This window comes from Fervidobacterium gondwanense DSM 13020, assembly GCF_900143265.1.
GTDB classification, from domain to species: domain Bacteria; phylum Thermotogota; class Thermotogae; order Thermotogales; family Fervidobacteriaceae; genus Fervidobacterium; species Fervidobacterium gondwanense.
Genome location: NZ_FRDJ01000001.1, coordinates 387346 through 401340, shown reverse-complemented (window position 1 = coordinate 401340; position 13995 = coordinate 387346). Strand labels below are relative to the sequence as shown.

The window sequence follows — 13995 nt, the reverse complement described above, 5'->3', positions numbered from 1 at the left end:
CGTGAAGTCTGAAAGAAAATTCGCAAGAGTTGTCAAGTTCTATTCGAACCTCCTTGTCGTTGAGGATTTGGAAAATGGAGAACGTTTGCTCTGCAAATTGCGTGGCAAATTCAAGAAGCAAGGTATAAGACCTATCGTTGGTGATATCGTTGAGTACTTGCATATCGTGAAAAATGAGGGCGTTATCGAAAATATATTGAACAGAAATAATGAGCTTAAAAAACCCAGTGTTGCAAATGTTGATCAAGTTGTTATAGTAACTACATTGGAAAAGCCGCAAGTGCCATACGACATACTCGATAGGTTCATTGTCCTTGTTGAGTACGAAAATCTCCCAATAGTAATTGTCCTCAATAAAGTTGATTTGTTAAGTCAAGAGGAGATATCTGAATTTGAGAGTATTTACGGAAAGTTGTATCCCATAATTAAGACGAGTGCACTTCAGAAGATTGGTGTCGATGAGTTGAAAGATAAGCTACATGGCAAGGTATCTGTTTTTGCAGGAATGTCGGGTGTTGGAAAAAGCAGTCTTTTAAATGCAATTGATGAAAATTTGAAACTGAGAACTGGCGAAATCTCTGAAAAACTTGAGCGCGGCAAACATACCACAACCGCTGCAGAGCTTTTGAGAATCTCTTCTGGCGGTTGGGTGGTTGACACGCCAGGTTTTGCGAGCCTTGAAATTTCGCACATACAACCGATCGAACTCAGAGATCTGTTTGTGGAATTCGATAACGAGAAGTGTTTCTTCCCTGATTGTTTACACGTAGACGAGCCAGAATGCCATGTAAAAAGACTCGTTGAAAAAGGGAAAATCCCTGAAAGCAGATACGAGAGCTACTTAAAATTTCTGACCGAGCTTGAAGAAGAACAAGCGGTTTAGCATTAGTCAAATAGTTCCAAAAATTTCTTAAATAGCCTACTAATTTTAAGCTGAAGAGACGTGTTAATAATCGAAGGCATGTGGAAGTCTATGTATCCTTCTGCTATCGCCTTCGAATATATCTTTTCAAGTCTTTCAGCCATTGTATTCATTGACCAATGTTTTTCAACGTACTCAATGCCCTTTACTGAGAGGAATTCTTTTTCTTCGAGTGCTTTTGCTATGGCGTCATAAAATTCTTCCTCGTTTATGCCTGTTGTTATTGCTCCCTCTCCGTTTACCAGAACATTGGCTATACCCTTGTATGCGATAGCAACAACGGGTGTGCCGCTTGCTAATGCTTCGAGGACAACAAGACCCTGAGTTTCGGTTAACGATGCAAATACGAATAAGTCCGCAGCTTTATAATAGTCCTTAATTTCTTTATGTGGTACATACCCTGTGAATATTACCCTATTTGAAAGTCCTTCCTCTTCGAAATATCTTTCAAGCTCTTTCCTCTCAGGACCGTCACCTACTATTAGGAACCAAATCTGGCTGTTATTATGCATGTGTTTTGAAACTACTTTTGAAAGGAATTCCAAATTTTTTTCTTTTGCCAATCTGCCGGCGTACATTAGCAATATAGCGTCGTTCGGGATGTTATATTCAGCCCTGATGTCTCTTTGCGCAGGCTTGGAAAAATCAATGGTATCTATACCTGTAGGCAGTACTTCGATAGGTCTTTCCACACCGTAGCTTATCAATTCGTCTTTAATCTCTTTAGTCGGTGCGATGACAGTGTTCACCTTGTTACAGAACCACCTCGAAAATTCTTCCACAGATCTTCTGTCTGGTGTGAGCGGTGGTGGGACGTAGTGTCTATACTCAGTGAGCAACGTGTGGTAAGTGTGGACGTGCGGTAATTTCAAATCTTTCTGAACCTTCAAAGCTCTAATTCCAAGTGCTAATGGATCATGACTGTGGAGCACGTCTATCTTATGCTCAAGTGCGAATTCAAGTATTTTTATATGATTTGCAAATACAACCCGATGCTGTTTTTCAAGCAAAAAAGGCATTCCCGGGACAACGAGAACACTCTTATCATCTTCTGGTGCAACAGGAGCTACTATGTAAACCTGATGACCTCGCATTTCAAGGTATTTTTTTGACAGATAAATCGAAGTAGCAACGCCGTTGATCTGAGGAATATACGTATCAGAAATCATCAGTACTCTCACAATGTTTCACCCTTGTCTGTTTTATCGTTCTCTACCTTTGCTTTCCTTTTTCCCGAGATTTTTGAAGGGCTTCTGTCATGTTTAGATACCAGAAGAATGAAATGAATAGGCTTCCCAAAAGCCCGGCCGATGTCACAAAACCAAACTCTCGTAACAGCTGACCGCGAGCAACGAGGAAACTTGCAAAAGATGAGACGGTTGTAAGTATCGACATAATGACAGCTTTTTCAGTCTTTATTATACTTTCCTTACCGTATTTGACGCTATGGTCAAACTCAACTAAACTGTCGACACCTATGCCTAAGAATATCGGTAACGTCAAGAAGGTTATAAATGTGGTCTTGATTCCAACGATGTAAGAAATGCCAAGAGCAGCGACCGCATTTAACATAGTTAAAACTATTATATTAAGCGCTTTCCCAAAATTCCTAAAATCCATATAAAGCACGATTATTTCAATTATAAGAACCAATCCAAAAACTAATATTGTAGACATCAGCAGCTCGTTGATTATGTTGTAGAACAAAACAGAGTAACCGTAGACCTTGTAATCTTTCATTGAATCAAAAAATATTCTAATGTTATTTCCTTCCCATATATTCACAGATGGCGTAACATATGCTAAGAGTAATCTCTTACCGGTTATGTCGGTATAGAAAAGGCTCGGTATATCCTTCTCCATGATTTTGAAGAGGTCTTCCAAGTTCGATATATTCTTTATCACGTCAACTGTTGATACGAAACTTTCGTAAAGACCGTGCTTCTTGAATAGAACTTCTAAGAAAGGCGTATTTGTGAGTTTGAGCACCTCAAGGTATATATTTGAATGTTCTTCAGCTACCTTTTCTGGGTTTTGAATAAACGTAAGTATCGAAAAATCTGACGTTATAAGCCCTCTTTCTTTGAGTTTGTTAATGTAATCGGATAATTTTTCGGAACTTTCGGCGGCTATGACTACATCGCTTGATGCAACGCTTCCGAATTTCTCTGAAATAATCTTGCTTGCAATATTTGTTTCAGATTTTTCCGGGATAAGACTGGACGTAGTGTAAGAAAAGTGCAATATCGAATAAACACCTATACCTGTTAGTATTAATGTGAGGATTATTGTGAAGGTCATTAATACGCGGCTTTTTCTTACGATATCCACTATACGTATATAGGTATCTCTTTCTCTTTTCCTGAATTTGTTTATAAATTTATCGTGCATGATTGGAACAAATGTGTTGAATACGAAGAAATACACCGAAACACCAAGCGAAACAGAGATTCCCATCTGCTTAATTGCGTTCGAAGGACTTAAAAGCATTCCCAAGAATGCGAGAGCTGTTGTCAGCATTGAGATAAATGCAGGTCTGAAATTTTCTACGAATGCTTCGATTATACTCTTTTGAGAAATTCCATCTATGTTAAATCTTTCCTGGATCCTTGTGACTATGTACATTGCATAGTCTATACCCATTCCGAGAAGCATCGCGTTGACAAATGTTGTTACAATATTCAACTCTCTCAAAAATACAGCTATCAGTCCGAGAGTTATTGCCATAGACATTATTAATCCAGCGAAAAGTATCAAAAGTTCTAATACGTTTCCAAATCCTAAGAGGATTATCACTACTATAGCTGCTATTGAAATGAACGTTGTCAGCGTGAAATCCTTGCTGGCTTGTATATTAGATTCGTAAGCAGACATAACGCCACCTGTGAAGTAAACAGTTAGTTTCTCTTTTTCCTCTATCTTTTTTGCTTCGATTTTGAGCTTTTCAACAGCTTCCGTGACAAACTTTACGTCTGACATCGGTTTTTTCATGGAGAAATTCATTACCATTAAATCTTTGTCAGGAGAGAGGAGGTAGTATTTTTTGATGCCAACTTTTTCAACAAGGCTTTCCAAATAGCTGTTTAAGTCATACACTGCCACACCTATATTTCTCCAAAAACGGAAGTCTACAAGCGTTCTTGGTTCAACTTTTGTAAGTGACTGATAGTACTTTATAGTGTCTCCGACAGAGCTTTCGCTTAATGCTAACATTCCATATTTTACGAGAGTTTCTGGATTATCAAAAGGTTCAGCTTGATATACATAACCACTCTTTTCAAATGTTTCTTTAAATTTTTGAGCGATCGAATCAGGATCATGGTTCTTAGTTCCTGAAATGGCAATAATGAGAGTATTTGATGTCACCTTCTCTGAGGTGTACTTTACCAAATCTTGGAATCTTGGGTCATCTTTTGGAGCGAGACCTGTTATGTCGGCATTTACTTTGAGCGAAAATGCTGCGTAAATGCCGAGAACAATCGAGATTATAAAGAGTGTGATAATTACCCTCTTAGAGTTTTTTAGTATCCTTTCTACATACCACCTTGCAAATCTTTCCAATTTATCTTGACCTCCACCATAATAGAATTAGTAACGCTATACCGTTGAATATAATTATAACATAGCGTTTTTTTAAGTTTGGCTTTACAAGGTTTGAAAGTAAGTAAGAAACAACAAAACCGTAGTGGAACGAATATCCGTACCATCCAATAACAAATGCGAATACTGGTGTAAGAGAGTATACTATTAATCGTTCGACTTCTTTGAAGACGTCTTTCGGTTCTAAAAAAAGGCTCGAAAAGAATATAAGCGACGGAAGGTAGAGTATAAAAAAGTTGAAGAGTTCAGCATCGAGAAGGAAAACATTTAGATGCAAAACCCTTGTTGACCACGTGTAGAGTACAAAAAGCAAAATCAAGGCTAAAATAGACTTCACCATCTCGTCAAAAGAATTAGTCTTTGCCATAACCGTTTATGCTCCTTATTTTCCATCTATTATAATTTCAACTTTGTACTTTTCTGAGATCATGTTGACAAGTTCTATATCTGATTTATTAAGGTTAAACGATGAATTTTCTCCATTTAACGCCATGTATAGCGCATCTCCGAATGTTAGATTTGAACTTGTGGAAATACTTATCGCTGGATACCAGACAAGTTCTATATGCTTGACTTTATATTTTATGTTTTCTATTCCATAACCCCACCAATAGTGCCAAACTCTTTTTGTGATCTGTTTCAGTGCGCGGGGATCTTTTATTCCGTCAAGTATCTTTTCCAGTTGTTTTGAACTTTCGGGAATTTTTATTGAAATATTGTATTCTAAGAAGAAGAGCTGTTGGTTCATTTCATTTACTTTCTTTTCTAACAGACGCTTGTAAGGATTTTTTACAAAAACAGAGGGAGAAGGTAGAACCTCCTCCTCTGTTAATGGCCTTTTGTGCAAGGTTAACGTTACTAAAGCAAACAGCGAAATTATGAATATTGCAAGAGCATAGAATTCTAACTTCATCCGTCTCTATTTTCCACCAGGCTGTGTTAAGTAGTCAAGAGCGGTTTTTATGACTGGATCTTGCTGGTCGACTTCAATTTCTGTCAGAGTATAAGACTTAGCTTCGACTTTTCTTGAAGTACTTGTGGCAATTTCTGTCACTTTTATGTTTGGTTCAATTCCAATCTTGTGTATGTCTTTTCCTGAAGGTGTTATGTAGTGCGCTATTGTTAGGAACACAGTACCACCATTGCTCAGTGGGAAGCCACGTTGAACAGAACCCTTTCCGAAAGTTTTCTCACCTATCAAAACACCCCTATTGTTCTCTTTAATCGCTGCTGCAACTATTTCAGAAGCGGATGCAGAACCGTTGTTAACAAGTACAACAACTGGGATCTTCGGATAGTTGTTGCCTTGACTGATGTATCTATCTGTTATCTTTCCATCTCTATCCTTGACTGAAACTATTACTTTTCCAGAATCTAAGAACATGTTAGATACCTTGATAGCGACATCGAGAAGTCCGCCCGGATTGTTTCTTAGGTCTATTATGAGTGCATCAGCTTTCTGATCATAAATCTTCCTTAGAGCCTTATCCAACTCTGTTGGAACTGGTTCGTTGAACTTTGTTATGAGCACATATCCAATTTTCTTGCCATTGTATGTTGTGATGCCAGATTTTACCGGGATTATTTGTATAACTTCACGGACTATAGTTACTTCGATTACTTCATTGCCTCTCTTTATAGTTAGTTTGACACTTGTCCCAGGCTTTCCTCTCATCTTGTTCACAGCTTCCATGTACTCCATCTCGCTGACAGGTTGATCGTCAATACCGATTATGAGGTCTCCGGATTGTAATCCCGCACGCCAAGCTGGTGTTCCGTACATTGGGCTTACTACTTTAACAGCTCTGTTTTCGCTATCGTAAGTTACCTCTATGCCAAGACCTCCGTATTGGCCCTCCATTTCTATCTGCTGTTCGTTCATCTGAGAAGCTGGATAGTAGTAGCTGAAGTCATCTCCAAGGCCTTTAACCATACCATCAATTGCTGAATCGATGAGTTTGTCAAAGTTCACATTTTTGATGTCGTAATAGTTGTAATTTATTCTGTAGAGCGTTTCATATAGTGGGGAGATATAGTTAAGTAACTGCGTATCCGAAGCGCCCGATAATATAAGACTTGAGCCGATAACAACTGCAATTACAAATACATATGAAAAAATACCCTTAACCACACTTTTCACAGAGCTCACCTCTTTCCAGGTTCATAACTTCTCAGAATATTTGTTATTACTATTTTCTTTCTCGTTATCAATATTCTCGGAAACTTGTTCAATCTCTTCTGTTTTGATAAATGAATTTACCTTCCTTGCGAAGACCAAAAATGTTGTGTGTGCGACCATTCTATCAACAGGTCTGAGTCTGTTCGGATAAGGCTTGTACTGTCTCATGAGTGATTCCCAAACCTCAACATCAATGAATGGGAGCTCGTACATCTTTTCAAGGACCATAGAGACTTGATTAACTGTTGGGCATATGACTCCCATCATTCCACCACCTGCAAGTGCCTGCCAACATTGTTGTATGTAATTCTCTGGATCCGGTACGTCGAGAAGCAACGCATCAATATTTGTTTCATCAAAACCCATAGAGATATCTCTGAGTTTTAGCTCGACTCTATCAATTAATCCCCACTCGGTAAGGTTTTGAGTTGCAAGGTTGTAAAAATCCTCGCGCCTCTCGTATGCATAAACCTTTCCATTTTCTCCAACAAGCCGAGCCATCGCAGCACACATTGCACCACTGCCAACTCCTGTATCAATGACTCTCTTTCCAGGTTTTATATCAAGTTTCAGCAATATGTAACTCGAATCTTTTGGGTAAATGATTTGGGTCTTTCGCTTCATTGAAAATATATCGTCGATATACGTTGGCGGTAGAATATAGTAGGACTTATTTGTCTTTCCTATTTTGACAATATCTCCGTAGTTCATGCCGATAATCGAGTCGAACTCAACTACACCCAGATGTGTTCCTTTCTTTTTTCCAGCTTCAACTTTTACAAGGAATTTTGTACCGTCTTCGCCGTAGAGTAAGACTCTGTCCCCATCCTTTATCAACGTTCGCCACCTCAGCTTTTATTCTTTTCTTTATTTTCTATTTTAACACGTGAATATTTAAGTGCAATAATGTTACTGAGAATAAGTACAGTCAGTACCACACCACTTATTCTTGAGCCAAAAATATCAAGTAGTCCTCCGGTTAGGACGATGATTAAGTACAACAAGAGATTGTTAGCAGCATTAACACAGACGCGAGTGTCTTCTAAGAATTGGAACCTGTCTGTACTTGTTAATAGTGAATTGCTTTTCACGACTTCTTTTCCAACCGATTTGAGTGTGACTTCCAAAAGCATGGCTACAAAGAAAACTATTAAGTATATTAGCGATATGTTTGTTGTAAGATAAATTGAAACCAAAAGTGCAGCTGTAAGAACCAAAATCATCGGCGTTAAATTTTCCAGAACAGAAATAATTCTTTGGAAAAATTTCGTGATAACCAAACCAAATAGACTTCCTAAAAAGTAATAAAAAATTGCGAACGCGGAGGCAAAAATATCTTGAGTTCTAAAGAATACGTAGAGTGGTAAAAGATACTGAAAACTGTAACTATTCAAAAGCATTGAGAGATTTTTGCCTTCTTTGAAGAAGATGTTTTTCAAATCGGATATATCCAATTTTACGAAGTTTTTCTTAGTGCTTTCATAAATTTGAGTCTTTTCTGTAGGTGACAGCTTTATCTTATATTTCTTGTCCTCCACTATGAGGAAAGCTACTGCGAAAACGGAGAAAAGAAAAATCATAGCCGGGTATGAAACCGTCTCTTTTTGCTTATAAGTACTTATGGAATATGCGTAAGAAAGCAAAGCTCCAATGACGAACCACATTTTAGATTGAAATCGTATTATGTTGTCATAATTGTAATTTTGCTTGTCAGAAAACAGGCCTACTAATGCAAGGGTGTATACGTAAACAGAGAAATTGAAGAAGAAGATTACAACTAAGAGAATCGAGGCTGATGTCAAATTTCCGATCATGCTGTACACAACAGTTAAGAGAAAAGCTGTCAGCGTTCCAAATACTATTAGGTATGGGGTTCTTCTGCCAATCGCTGTTCTTGTAAGTTCTAACAATAGCGTTAAATATGGCCTCAGAAGTATAAAAATTACTATTTCTGAATAGAAAATTGCCAACAGAAGAGCCTTTGGTAAGTCATAGGTGTTTAAGAGGTATGACATCGAATAAATATAAGTAGGCAGTAACGTGCCTAAGCCAAAAGCACCGAACAGTAATATTATCATATCTTTGATTGTTTTTGAATTCAGTTGTCTTTCCTTCTTAGCGAGTGATCGCATACTTTTCACCCTAACATTTCCTAATCTCTTCTTTTTGAGTTCACGACTCATCTGTATCTTTCCACAGTGAATCTGAGAATTTCAAAATCGTCATCGTATATTCCGGCTTTCAATTTGGCAATTCTTATCTGCTCTTCAACGGTGTCAACACCTTCTATGTCTGGAAGTAATAACCCTCTCCTCCAGCCTTTTTGTACGATTATTCCATATTTCTTTGGATCAAGCTCTTCGATGCTCCTTACTGGCTCGTAAGGGCTTAGAATGTCGACATTGACTACGATATTGTCAAGCTCATGAGGTTGAACTGGTGGAAATCTCGGATCTTGAGTTGCAGCAGCTATAGCATTGTCCCGAATTTCGTACGCCAAGTTCTCTCTTACCGGAGCAAATGTACCTATGCAGCCGCGCAGCGAACCATCGAGGTTGTGGAGTGTAACGAAGGCCCCTGCTTTACGTTTAAAGAGCTCTTCTGGTAAGTCGGAATGTGGTTCTATTTTCTTTCTGTGAAGTACATAATTCTCTATCACTTCTATTGCCCACCTTACAAATGGGTGCTCGCCTATCATTCAAATCCCCCCCTTGTGTTACTAATCTGTTTAAGAAATTAAGTTTTCTGTCTTTTCATGAGGTCTATGATAAGCTGTACTTCACCTACTCCCATTTTCATTCTCTTCGCTATCTCAACAGGTTCTATACCGCTCAGGTACATGTCAAATATTATATTTTCCTTCTTTTCTTCCACAAGCTCTTCAGTCATTTTGTAGGATTCGTAGAGTTGTTCGTCCTCGCTTTTGACATTCTTGGCCTTTTTGTCAAGCTCTTTAATGCTATTCACATTACTTGCATCCAAGCTTCCTACTTCTATATTTTGATACGCTGGTTTGTAAATTTGATTCACTAATGACGGATTTTCAGTTGGCTGGTTAGTCTCCTCGGACGGTGCTTTCACAAGTAGTGCCGAAAGAGATATGTACATTTCGTTTAGTTCTTTTATTAAGCTTCTTGTCTCTTCCATTTTCTTATCCAGTTGTTCAAGTTTGGAATCTACAAAGATGCGCACTTTACCTATAAGTTCGACGAGTTTCTCCTCCTCCTCCTCTATCTTCGTCTTCTCATTCTGACTTTTGAAATTTTGAAGAAGGTATACTGCCCAGGCAAAAGCAAGTGTGCTTATAGTCGCAAGTATAACAAACCAGTTGAACGCTGTCATATTTCATCCCCTCTTAAATACTATTTTCGGAAAGAATTTTATGTCTTGACCTTTCCACAGTATCAGAGAATTCAAAACTTTAGTCGGTGTTGGCTCAACGCTTTCTAAGACTGCACCTTCGGGCAGATGGACTTTCAAGTTGGAATTTTGTAGCTGGTTCATCGTTATATTTCCCATATCGAGCACGTAGGCTGAGTTATTTTCTTTTACAAGCCCCCTCAGAGTTACGACTTCAACAATTTCCAGTAAATCATCCTTATGGTTAACTTGAGATTTGAAATCAACTACGTCTATCGTCTTTCCTATTTCTTTCGAGATTTCAGAGAAGTACTTTTTAAAAGTTTCAGCAGATGTCTGTTTATATGCTTCAATATATTCACTTTTCTTCTTTTCCGTTTTGAAAAGTAGTCCACTCGTTGTTGTTATTGTAGCAACAGGTGAATAGTCAACATATATGTCGGAATCGTAGTATTCAATTGTAAAGTTCTGACCTCGCATAAACAGAGTAACAATATCGACGATTAAGAAAAAAACAACCACAAATATTAGAATGTATAGTGCAGACTTACTATTCACATGATCATCTCCCAACCAAGTTTTTCATTAAGAATCTTTCCTTAGATTTGTTCCTAAAATCTGATATGATTTTTCCAATTGCATAAAGCACGATCAGAAACTCAAACCTTCCAGCAAACATTCCAATTATCAAAGTCCACATCGCTGTCAGTGGCATATCAGGTGAAGTTACTCCGCAGCTCAATCCTACACCATCCATAGCCGAAGCAAATTCAAAGATAGCACGTTCCATATCATACCCATGTAGCATAAGTATAAGTGACCCGATTGAGAGAGACAGTATGTACATCATAAAAATTAGTAGTGCTTCCTTTACGTTTTCATCTCCTATAACCAATTGTTGTTCACCCTTGAACAGAATTTTCTTTTTAACTGTCCCCTTAGGTAATATGAAATTTTTGATGCTGTTATAAATGGTATTTATGATAATCCAAATTCGGAATTGCTTGATACCACTCGATGTTGAGTCCATGTTTCCACCTGCTAACATCAGCATGACTAAGACAAACATAAAAGGAGAAAAAGAAATCCATTTCTGTTCGCCCAGCGGCAGTGTTTGAAAACCAGTTCCTGATACAGCAGACACTGTTTGGAAAAAGATATATCTGAAGCCTTCTCCGAAATTCTTGAAGAATTTTTCGAGACTGTATATGGTTAATATAATGGAAAAGAAGAATGTGGAAATTGTCATTAGCCAAGGTTCGCCATTTTTTAAGACAGCTCTTATATTTCCCTTCCAAAATGCGTAATGTATTCCAAAGCCGGTAGCGCCTAAGAACATCAGAACTATTACGATAATCTCGATTGTAAGATTGTTAAATTCACCTATGCTTCCATTTCTTGTGGAAAAACCGCCCGTTGCAAGTGCCGTCATTGTATGATTAAGCGCTTCGAACCAATTCATGCCAGCAATCTTTAAGGCAATCGTTCCAGCGACTGTATAAGAGACATAGATCGCTACAATTATTTGGGCTGAACGTTTTATGTTTGGAACAAGGTTGTCAGAACGACCTTCCGACTTGTAGAAACCAGCCGCACGCGGTCCCAAGACAAGTCCGAGCATCAAAACGGCAAAACCTGCGCTTCCAACCCACTGAGTAAAAGACCTCCAGAATAATAAGAGTTTAGACAGTTTTGTTACGTCTGTATACATAGTTAAACCCGTACCAGTTAACCCGCTTACAGACTCAAAGATCGATTGTGAGAACGTCAGATTGCCTATAAGCATGTATGGTAAAGCTGAAAGAATGGATATTACAATCCATGTGAAAATTGTTAAGACTGCACCATCACGATAAGTTATTGTTCCTGGATCGGAGACTCTTATAATCAAACCGGTAAGGAATATAATTGCCGAAAGAAGTGCTGGCAGAAGAAAACCGTATGAATTGCTCAGCTCTTCTGGATAAAAAAGGCACAGTATAAGGGGCGCGATTACAATAAAAGCATATTGTGATATAACGAGTGTGAAGGCTTTGTATATTCTCAAATATCGTTCAAGCATCTATGTCATTTCACCGCCTTGGTTATTGCGTATTTACATTCTGAAGAACGCTTCAGCTTCCGAACGCCTTTCTGAAGCACAGACAATAATTAATTCATCCCCTGGTTCTATAACAGTATCGCCGCGAGAAATTATGAATCTGTTTTTCCTTATAACCCCAACCACAAGCATATCTTGAGGTACGTTCAGTTCTTTCAACTCTTTATGAGCTATTTTTGAATCGTATTCAATAGGAATCATTAGCACTTCCGCGCCTTTATTCGTGAGCTCTTCTTCTAAATCCTTCATCACCTTATTTCCGAAGAGGAGAGGTTCTATGTTGTTCATTATCAAGTCTGTAACCTTGAGAGTCCTTATCCCGTATCTTTGGAAAATATCCTCATTTTCTGTGTTATTAAGCAACGTTACTACGTTCTTGACCTTGTAGTATTCTTGGACAAGTCTCGCTATGAAGAAGTTTTTTCTGTCCCGTTCTGTTAGGAGCACTATGATGTCGTTAGGTTCTATTTGTAACTGATCCAAAACATATTTTGAAGTTCCGTCGCCGTTTATAATTGTTGCGTTCAATGTTCTTGAATATTCATCGCATAGTTCTTTGCTTTTGTTTACAAAATAAACGTCATAACCGCTCCCTATGAGTCGCTTGGCAAGGAAGTAAGGTACTCGTTCTCCACCAATTATTATTACTTTCACTTCGCCTCACCATCCATGTCCTCAAAAACTTCTTGGACTTCAAAACCTTCGAGTATTCGCCTCTCTGACGTGTAAACTGCAAGGTGAATTGGTGAAATAACCTCTATGCCACTTTTTTCAAACAATTCAACATTTTCTTTATTGTTAACGAGCGACAAAACTTTTGGTATTCCAAATATCTTTGCTCCAACGGTTGATATGAAGTAGTTTGTTGTGTCATCCTCCGTTGTACTTATTATTATATCTGCCCTTTCAGCTTTTGCCCTACTCAACGTTTCACGTTCAGTTGCATCACCGATTATAACGAATCCGCCATAGTCTTCAGGCAATAAAGAAAGTGCATCTGGATTTTTGTCTATTATGGTAACGTTGAAACCTATTTTTGAAAGCCTTGTCGCGAGCTCAAGTCCAATTTTGCCGCACCCAACGACTATAACATAGAATTTGAGATTAGTCCGTGTCAATTTCTTCACCCTTTCTGTAACCTCTTTGATTAACATCTAAGGCTCTTGCCGCATTTCTGTGCCTTTCAGCAAGTTCGTGGTTGCCGCGTTTTTCTATTATCTCTGCCATTAGATAGTGAGGAATCGGAGAGGAAGGCATGAGAGAGAACATGACCCTGACCAACTGCTCGCCCTTATCGAGATCACCAGGAAAATTCGAATGTATCAACCCTTCTGCTTCTCTCAAGTACTTCTCGAAACTCTCCTTCTGGTACTCAAGCAGAGATTTCAACTTCTTTCTGAGTTCGTCTTGAGTGAATGGCTTAGCAAGATAGTCAACTGGCGTGTACTTGCACACTTCTGCTATATCTTCCGGCGTTGCAAATGCGGATATTATCAGCACAGGTGTAAAGATTCCGCGTAACCTTAACCTCTTGATGAACTCTTTTCCGTCGAGTTCATCTTCTCCGTTGAACTTAATATCTGTTGTAATTACATCGAATTTATGTTTATCGCATATTTTTAAAGCCTCTTCAACGCTCTCAGCTTCCATTGGTTGGCATTCGTACATAGTGGAAATCATTCGAACTAAAAGGTTTCTGACATGCTTTTCATCATCAACCACCAATACATCTATCATATATCTTCGCCTCCTTCTTTGGAAATTATACCACAATTTTCTTAACATGCATATTTTAATGGTAGAATTAAGTATCTTATTGTTTGGAGGTGGTAA

At 38.3% G+C, this 13995-nt stretch carries 15 protein-coding genes; 1 reads left to right on the top strand and 14 read right to left on the bottom strand.

Annotation, left to right across the window (positions count from 1 at the left end):
• Position 1 precedes the first annotated feature (1 nt).
• Positions 2-883, top strand: coding sequence for a ribosome small subunit-dependent GTPase A (gene rsgA / locus BUA11_RS01820; protein ID WP_072757689.1), 882 nt, complete (start codon positions 2-4; stop codon positions 881-883).
• 2 nt (positions 884-885) lie between these two features.
• On the opposite strand, the gene BUA11_RS01815 is transcribed toward rsgA, so the two are convergent.
• The 14 genes from BUA11_RS01815 to BUA11_RS01750 are packed head-to-tail and all read right to left on the bottom strand — an operon-like array spanning position 886 to position 13899.
• A complete protein-coding gene (locus BUA11_RS01815; protein WP_072757687.1) occupies positions 886-2103 on the bottom strand; it encodes a glycosyltransferase family 4 protein in 1218 nt (405 codons plus the stop codon).
• A gap of 31 nt (positions 2104-2134) precedes the next feature.
• Positions 2135-4483, bottom strand: coding sequence for an efflux RND transporter permease subunit (locus tag BUA11_RS01810; RefSeq protein ID WP_072757685.1), 2349 nt, complete (start codon positions 4481-4483; stop codon positions 2135-2137).
• A gap of 1 nt (position 4484) precedes the next feature.
• Positions 4485-4889, bottom strand: coding sequence for a hypothetical protein (locus tag BUA11_RS01805; RefSeq protein ID WP_072757683.1), 405 nt, complete (start codon positions 4887-4889; stop codon positions 4485-4487).
• A 15-nt stretch (positions 4890-4904) separates the two neighbouring features.
• Positions 4905-5435: a hypothetical protein gene (locus BUA11_RS01800; protein ID WP_072757681.1), complete on the bottom strand. Its 531-nt coding sequence runs from the start codon at positions 5433-5435 to the stop codon at positions 4905-4907.
• 6 nt (positions 5436-5441) lie between these two features.
• Positions 5442-6662: a S41 family peptidase gene (locus BUA11_RS01795; RefSeq protein ID WP_084634294.1), complete on the bottom strand. Its 1221-nt coding sequence runs from the start codon at positions 6660-6662 to the stop codon at positions 5442-5444.
• 21 nt (positions 6663-6683) lie between these two features.
• A complete protein-coding gene (locus BUA11_RS01790) occupies positions 6684-7538 on the bottom strand; it encodes a tRNA (adenine-N1)-methyltransferase (protein ID WP_072757679.1) in 855 nt (284 codons plus the stop codon).
• A gap of 11 nt (positions 7539-7549) precedes the next feature.
• A complete protein-coding gene (locus BUA11_RS01785) occupies positions 7550-8884 on the bottom strand; it encodes a hypothetical protein (protein ID WP_072757677.1) in 1335 nt (444 codons plus the stop codon).
• Positions 8881-9399 (bottom strand): AmmeMemoRadiSam system protein A, encoded by a 519-nt coding sequence (gene amrA, locus BUA11_RS01780; protein ID WP_072757676.1) that lies wholly within the window; start codon positions 9397-9399, stop codon positions 8881-8883. The genes BUA11_RS01785 and amrA overlap by 4 nt, the downstream gene beginning before the upstream one ends.
• Positions 9400-9437: 38 nt before the next feature.
• Positions 9438-10043, bottom strand: a complete 606-nt coding sequence (locus BUA11_RS01775) for a DUF6115 domain-containing protein (RefSeq protein ID WP_072757674.1) — start codon at positions 10041-10043, stop codon at positions 9438-9440.
• Between the two features lie 3 nt (positions 10044-10046).
• Entirely contained in the window at positions 10047-10619 is a 573-nt protein-coding gene (locus tag BUA11_RS01770; protein WP_072757672.1) for a DUF4897 domain-containing protein, read from the bottom strand.
• Between the two features lie 4 nt (positions 10620-10623).
• Positions 10624-12123 (bottom strand): TrkH family potassium uptake protein, encoded by a 1500-nt coding sequence (locus BUA11_RS01765; protein WP_072757670.1) that lies wholly within the window; start codon positions 12121-12123, stop codon positions 10624-10626.
• A gap of 33 nt (positions 12124-12156) precedes the next feature.
• Positions 12157-12816, bottom strand: coding sequence for a potassium channel family protein (locus BUA11_RS01760; RefSeq protein ID WP_072757668.1), 660 nt, complete (start codon positions 12814-12816; stop codon positions 12157-12159).
• Positions 12813-13289 carry a potassium channel family protein gene (locus BUA11_RS01755; RefSeq protein ID WP_245789430.1) on the bottom strand — a complete coding sequence of 159 codons (477 nt, stop codon included), beginning with the start codon at positions 13287-13289 and terminating at the stop codon, positions 12813-12815. Before BUA11_RS01755 ends, BUA11_RS01760 begins: the two co-directional genes overlap by 4 nt.
• Positions 13267-13899, bottom strand: coding sequence for a response regulator (locus BUA11_RS01750; protein WP_072757664.1), 633 nt, complete (start codon positions 13897-13899; stop codon positions 13267-13269). Before BUA11_RS01750 ends, BUA11_RS01755 begins: the two co-directional genes overlap by 23 nt.
• Between the last annotated feature and the right edge of the window lie 96 nt (positions 13900-13995).

What these genes read in the sequence shown, in the direction of transcription:
- BUA11_RS01805 (WP_072757683.1), bottom strand. Translation starts at nt 4,889, where the DNA reads ATGGCAAAGACTAATTCTTTTGACGAGATGGTGAAGTCTATTTTAGCC.
- BUA11_RS01800 (WP_072757681.1), bottom strand. Translation starts at nt 5,435, where the DNA reads ATGAAGTTAGAATTCTATGCTCTTGCAATATTCATAATTTCGCTGTTT.
- BUA11_RS01785 (WP_072757677.1), bottom strand. Translation starts at nt 8,884, where the DNA reads ATGAGTCGTGAACTCAAAAAGAAGAGATTAGGAAATGTTAGGGTGAAA.
- amrA (WP_072757676.1), bottom strand. Translation starts at nt 9,399, where the DNA reads ATGATAGGCGAGCACCCATTTGTAAGGTGGGCAATAGAAGTGATAGAG.
- BUA11_RS01775 (WP_072757674.1), bottom strand. Translation starts at nt 10,043, where the DNA reads ATGACAGCGTTCAACTGGTTTGTTATACTTGCGACTATAAGCACACTT.
- BUA11_RS01765 (WP_072757670.1), bottom strand. Translation starts at nt 12,123, where the DNA reads ATGCTTGAACGATATTTGAGAATATACAAAGCCTTCACACTCGTTATA.
- BUA11_RS01750 (WP_072757664.1), bottom strand. Translation starts at nt 13,899, where the DNA reads ATGATAGATGTATTGGTGGTTGATGATGAAAAGCATGTCAGAAACCTT.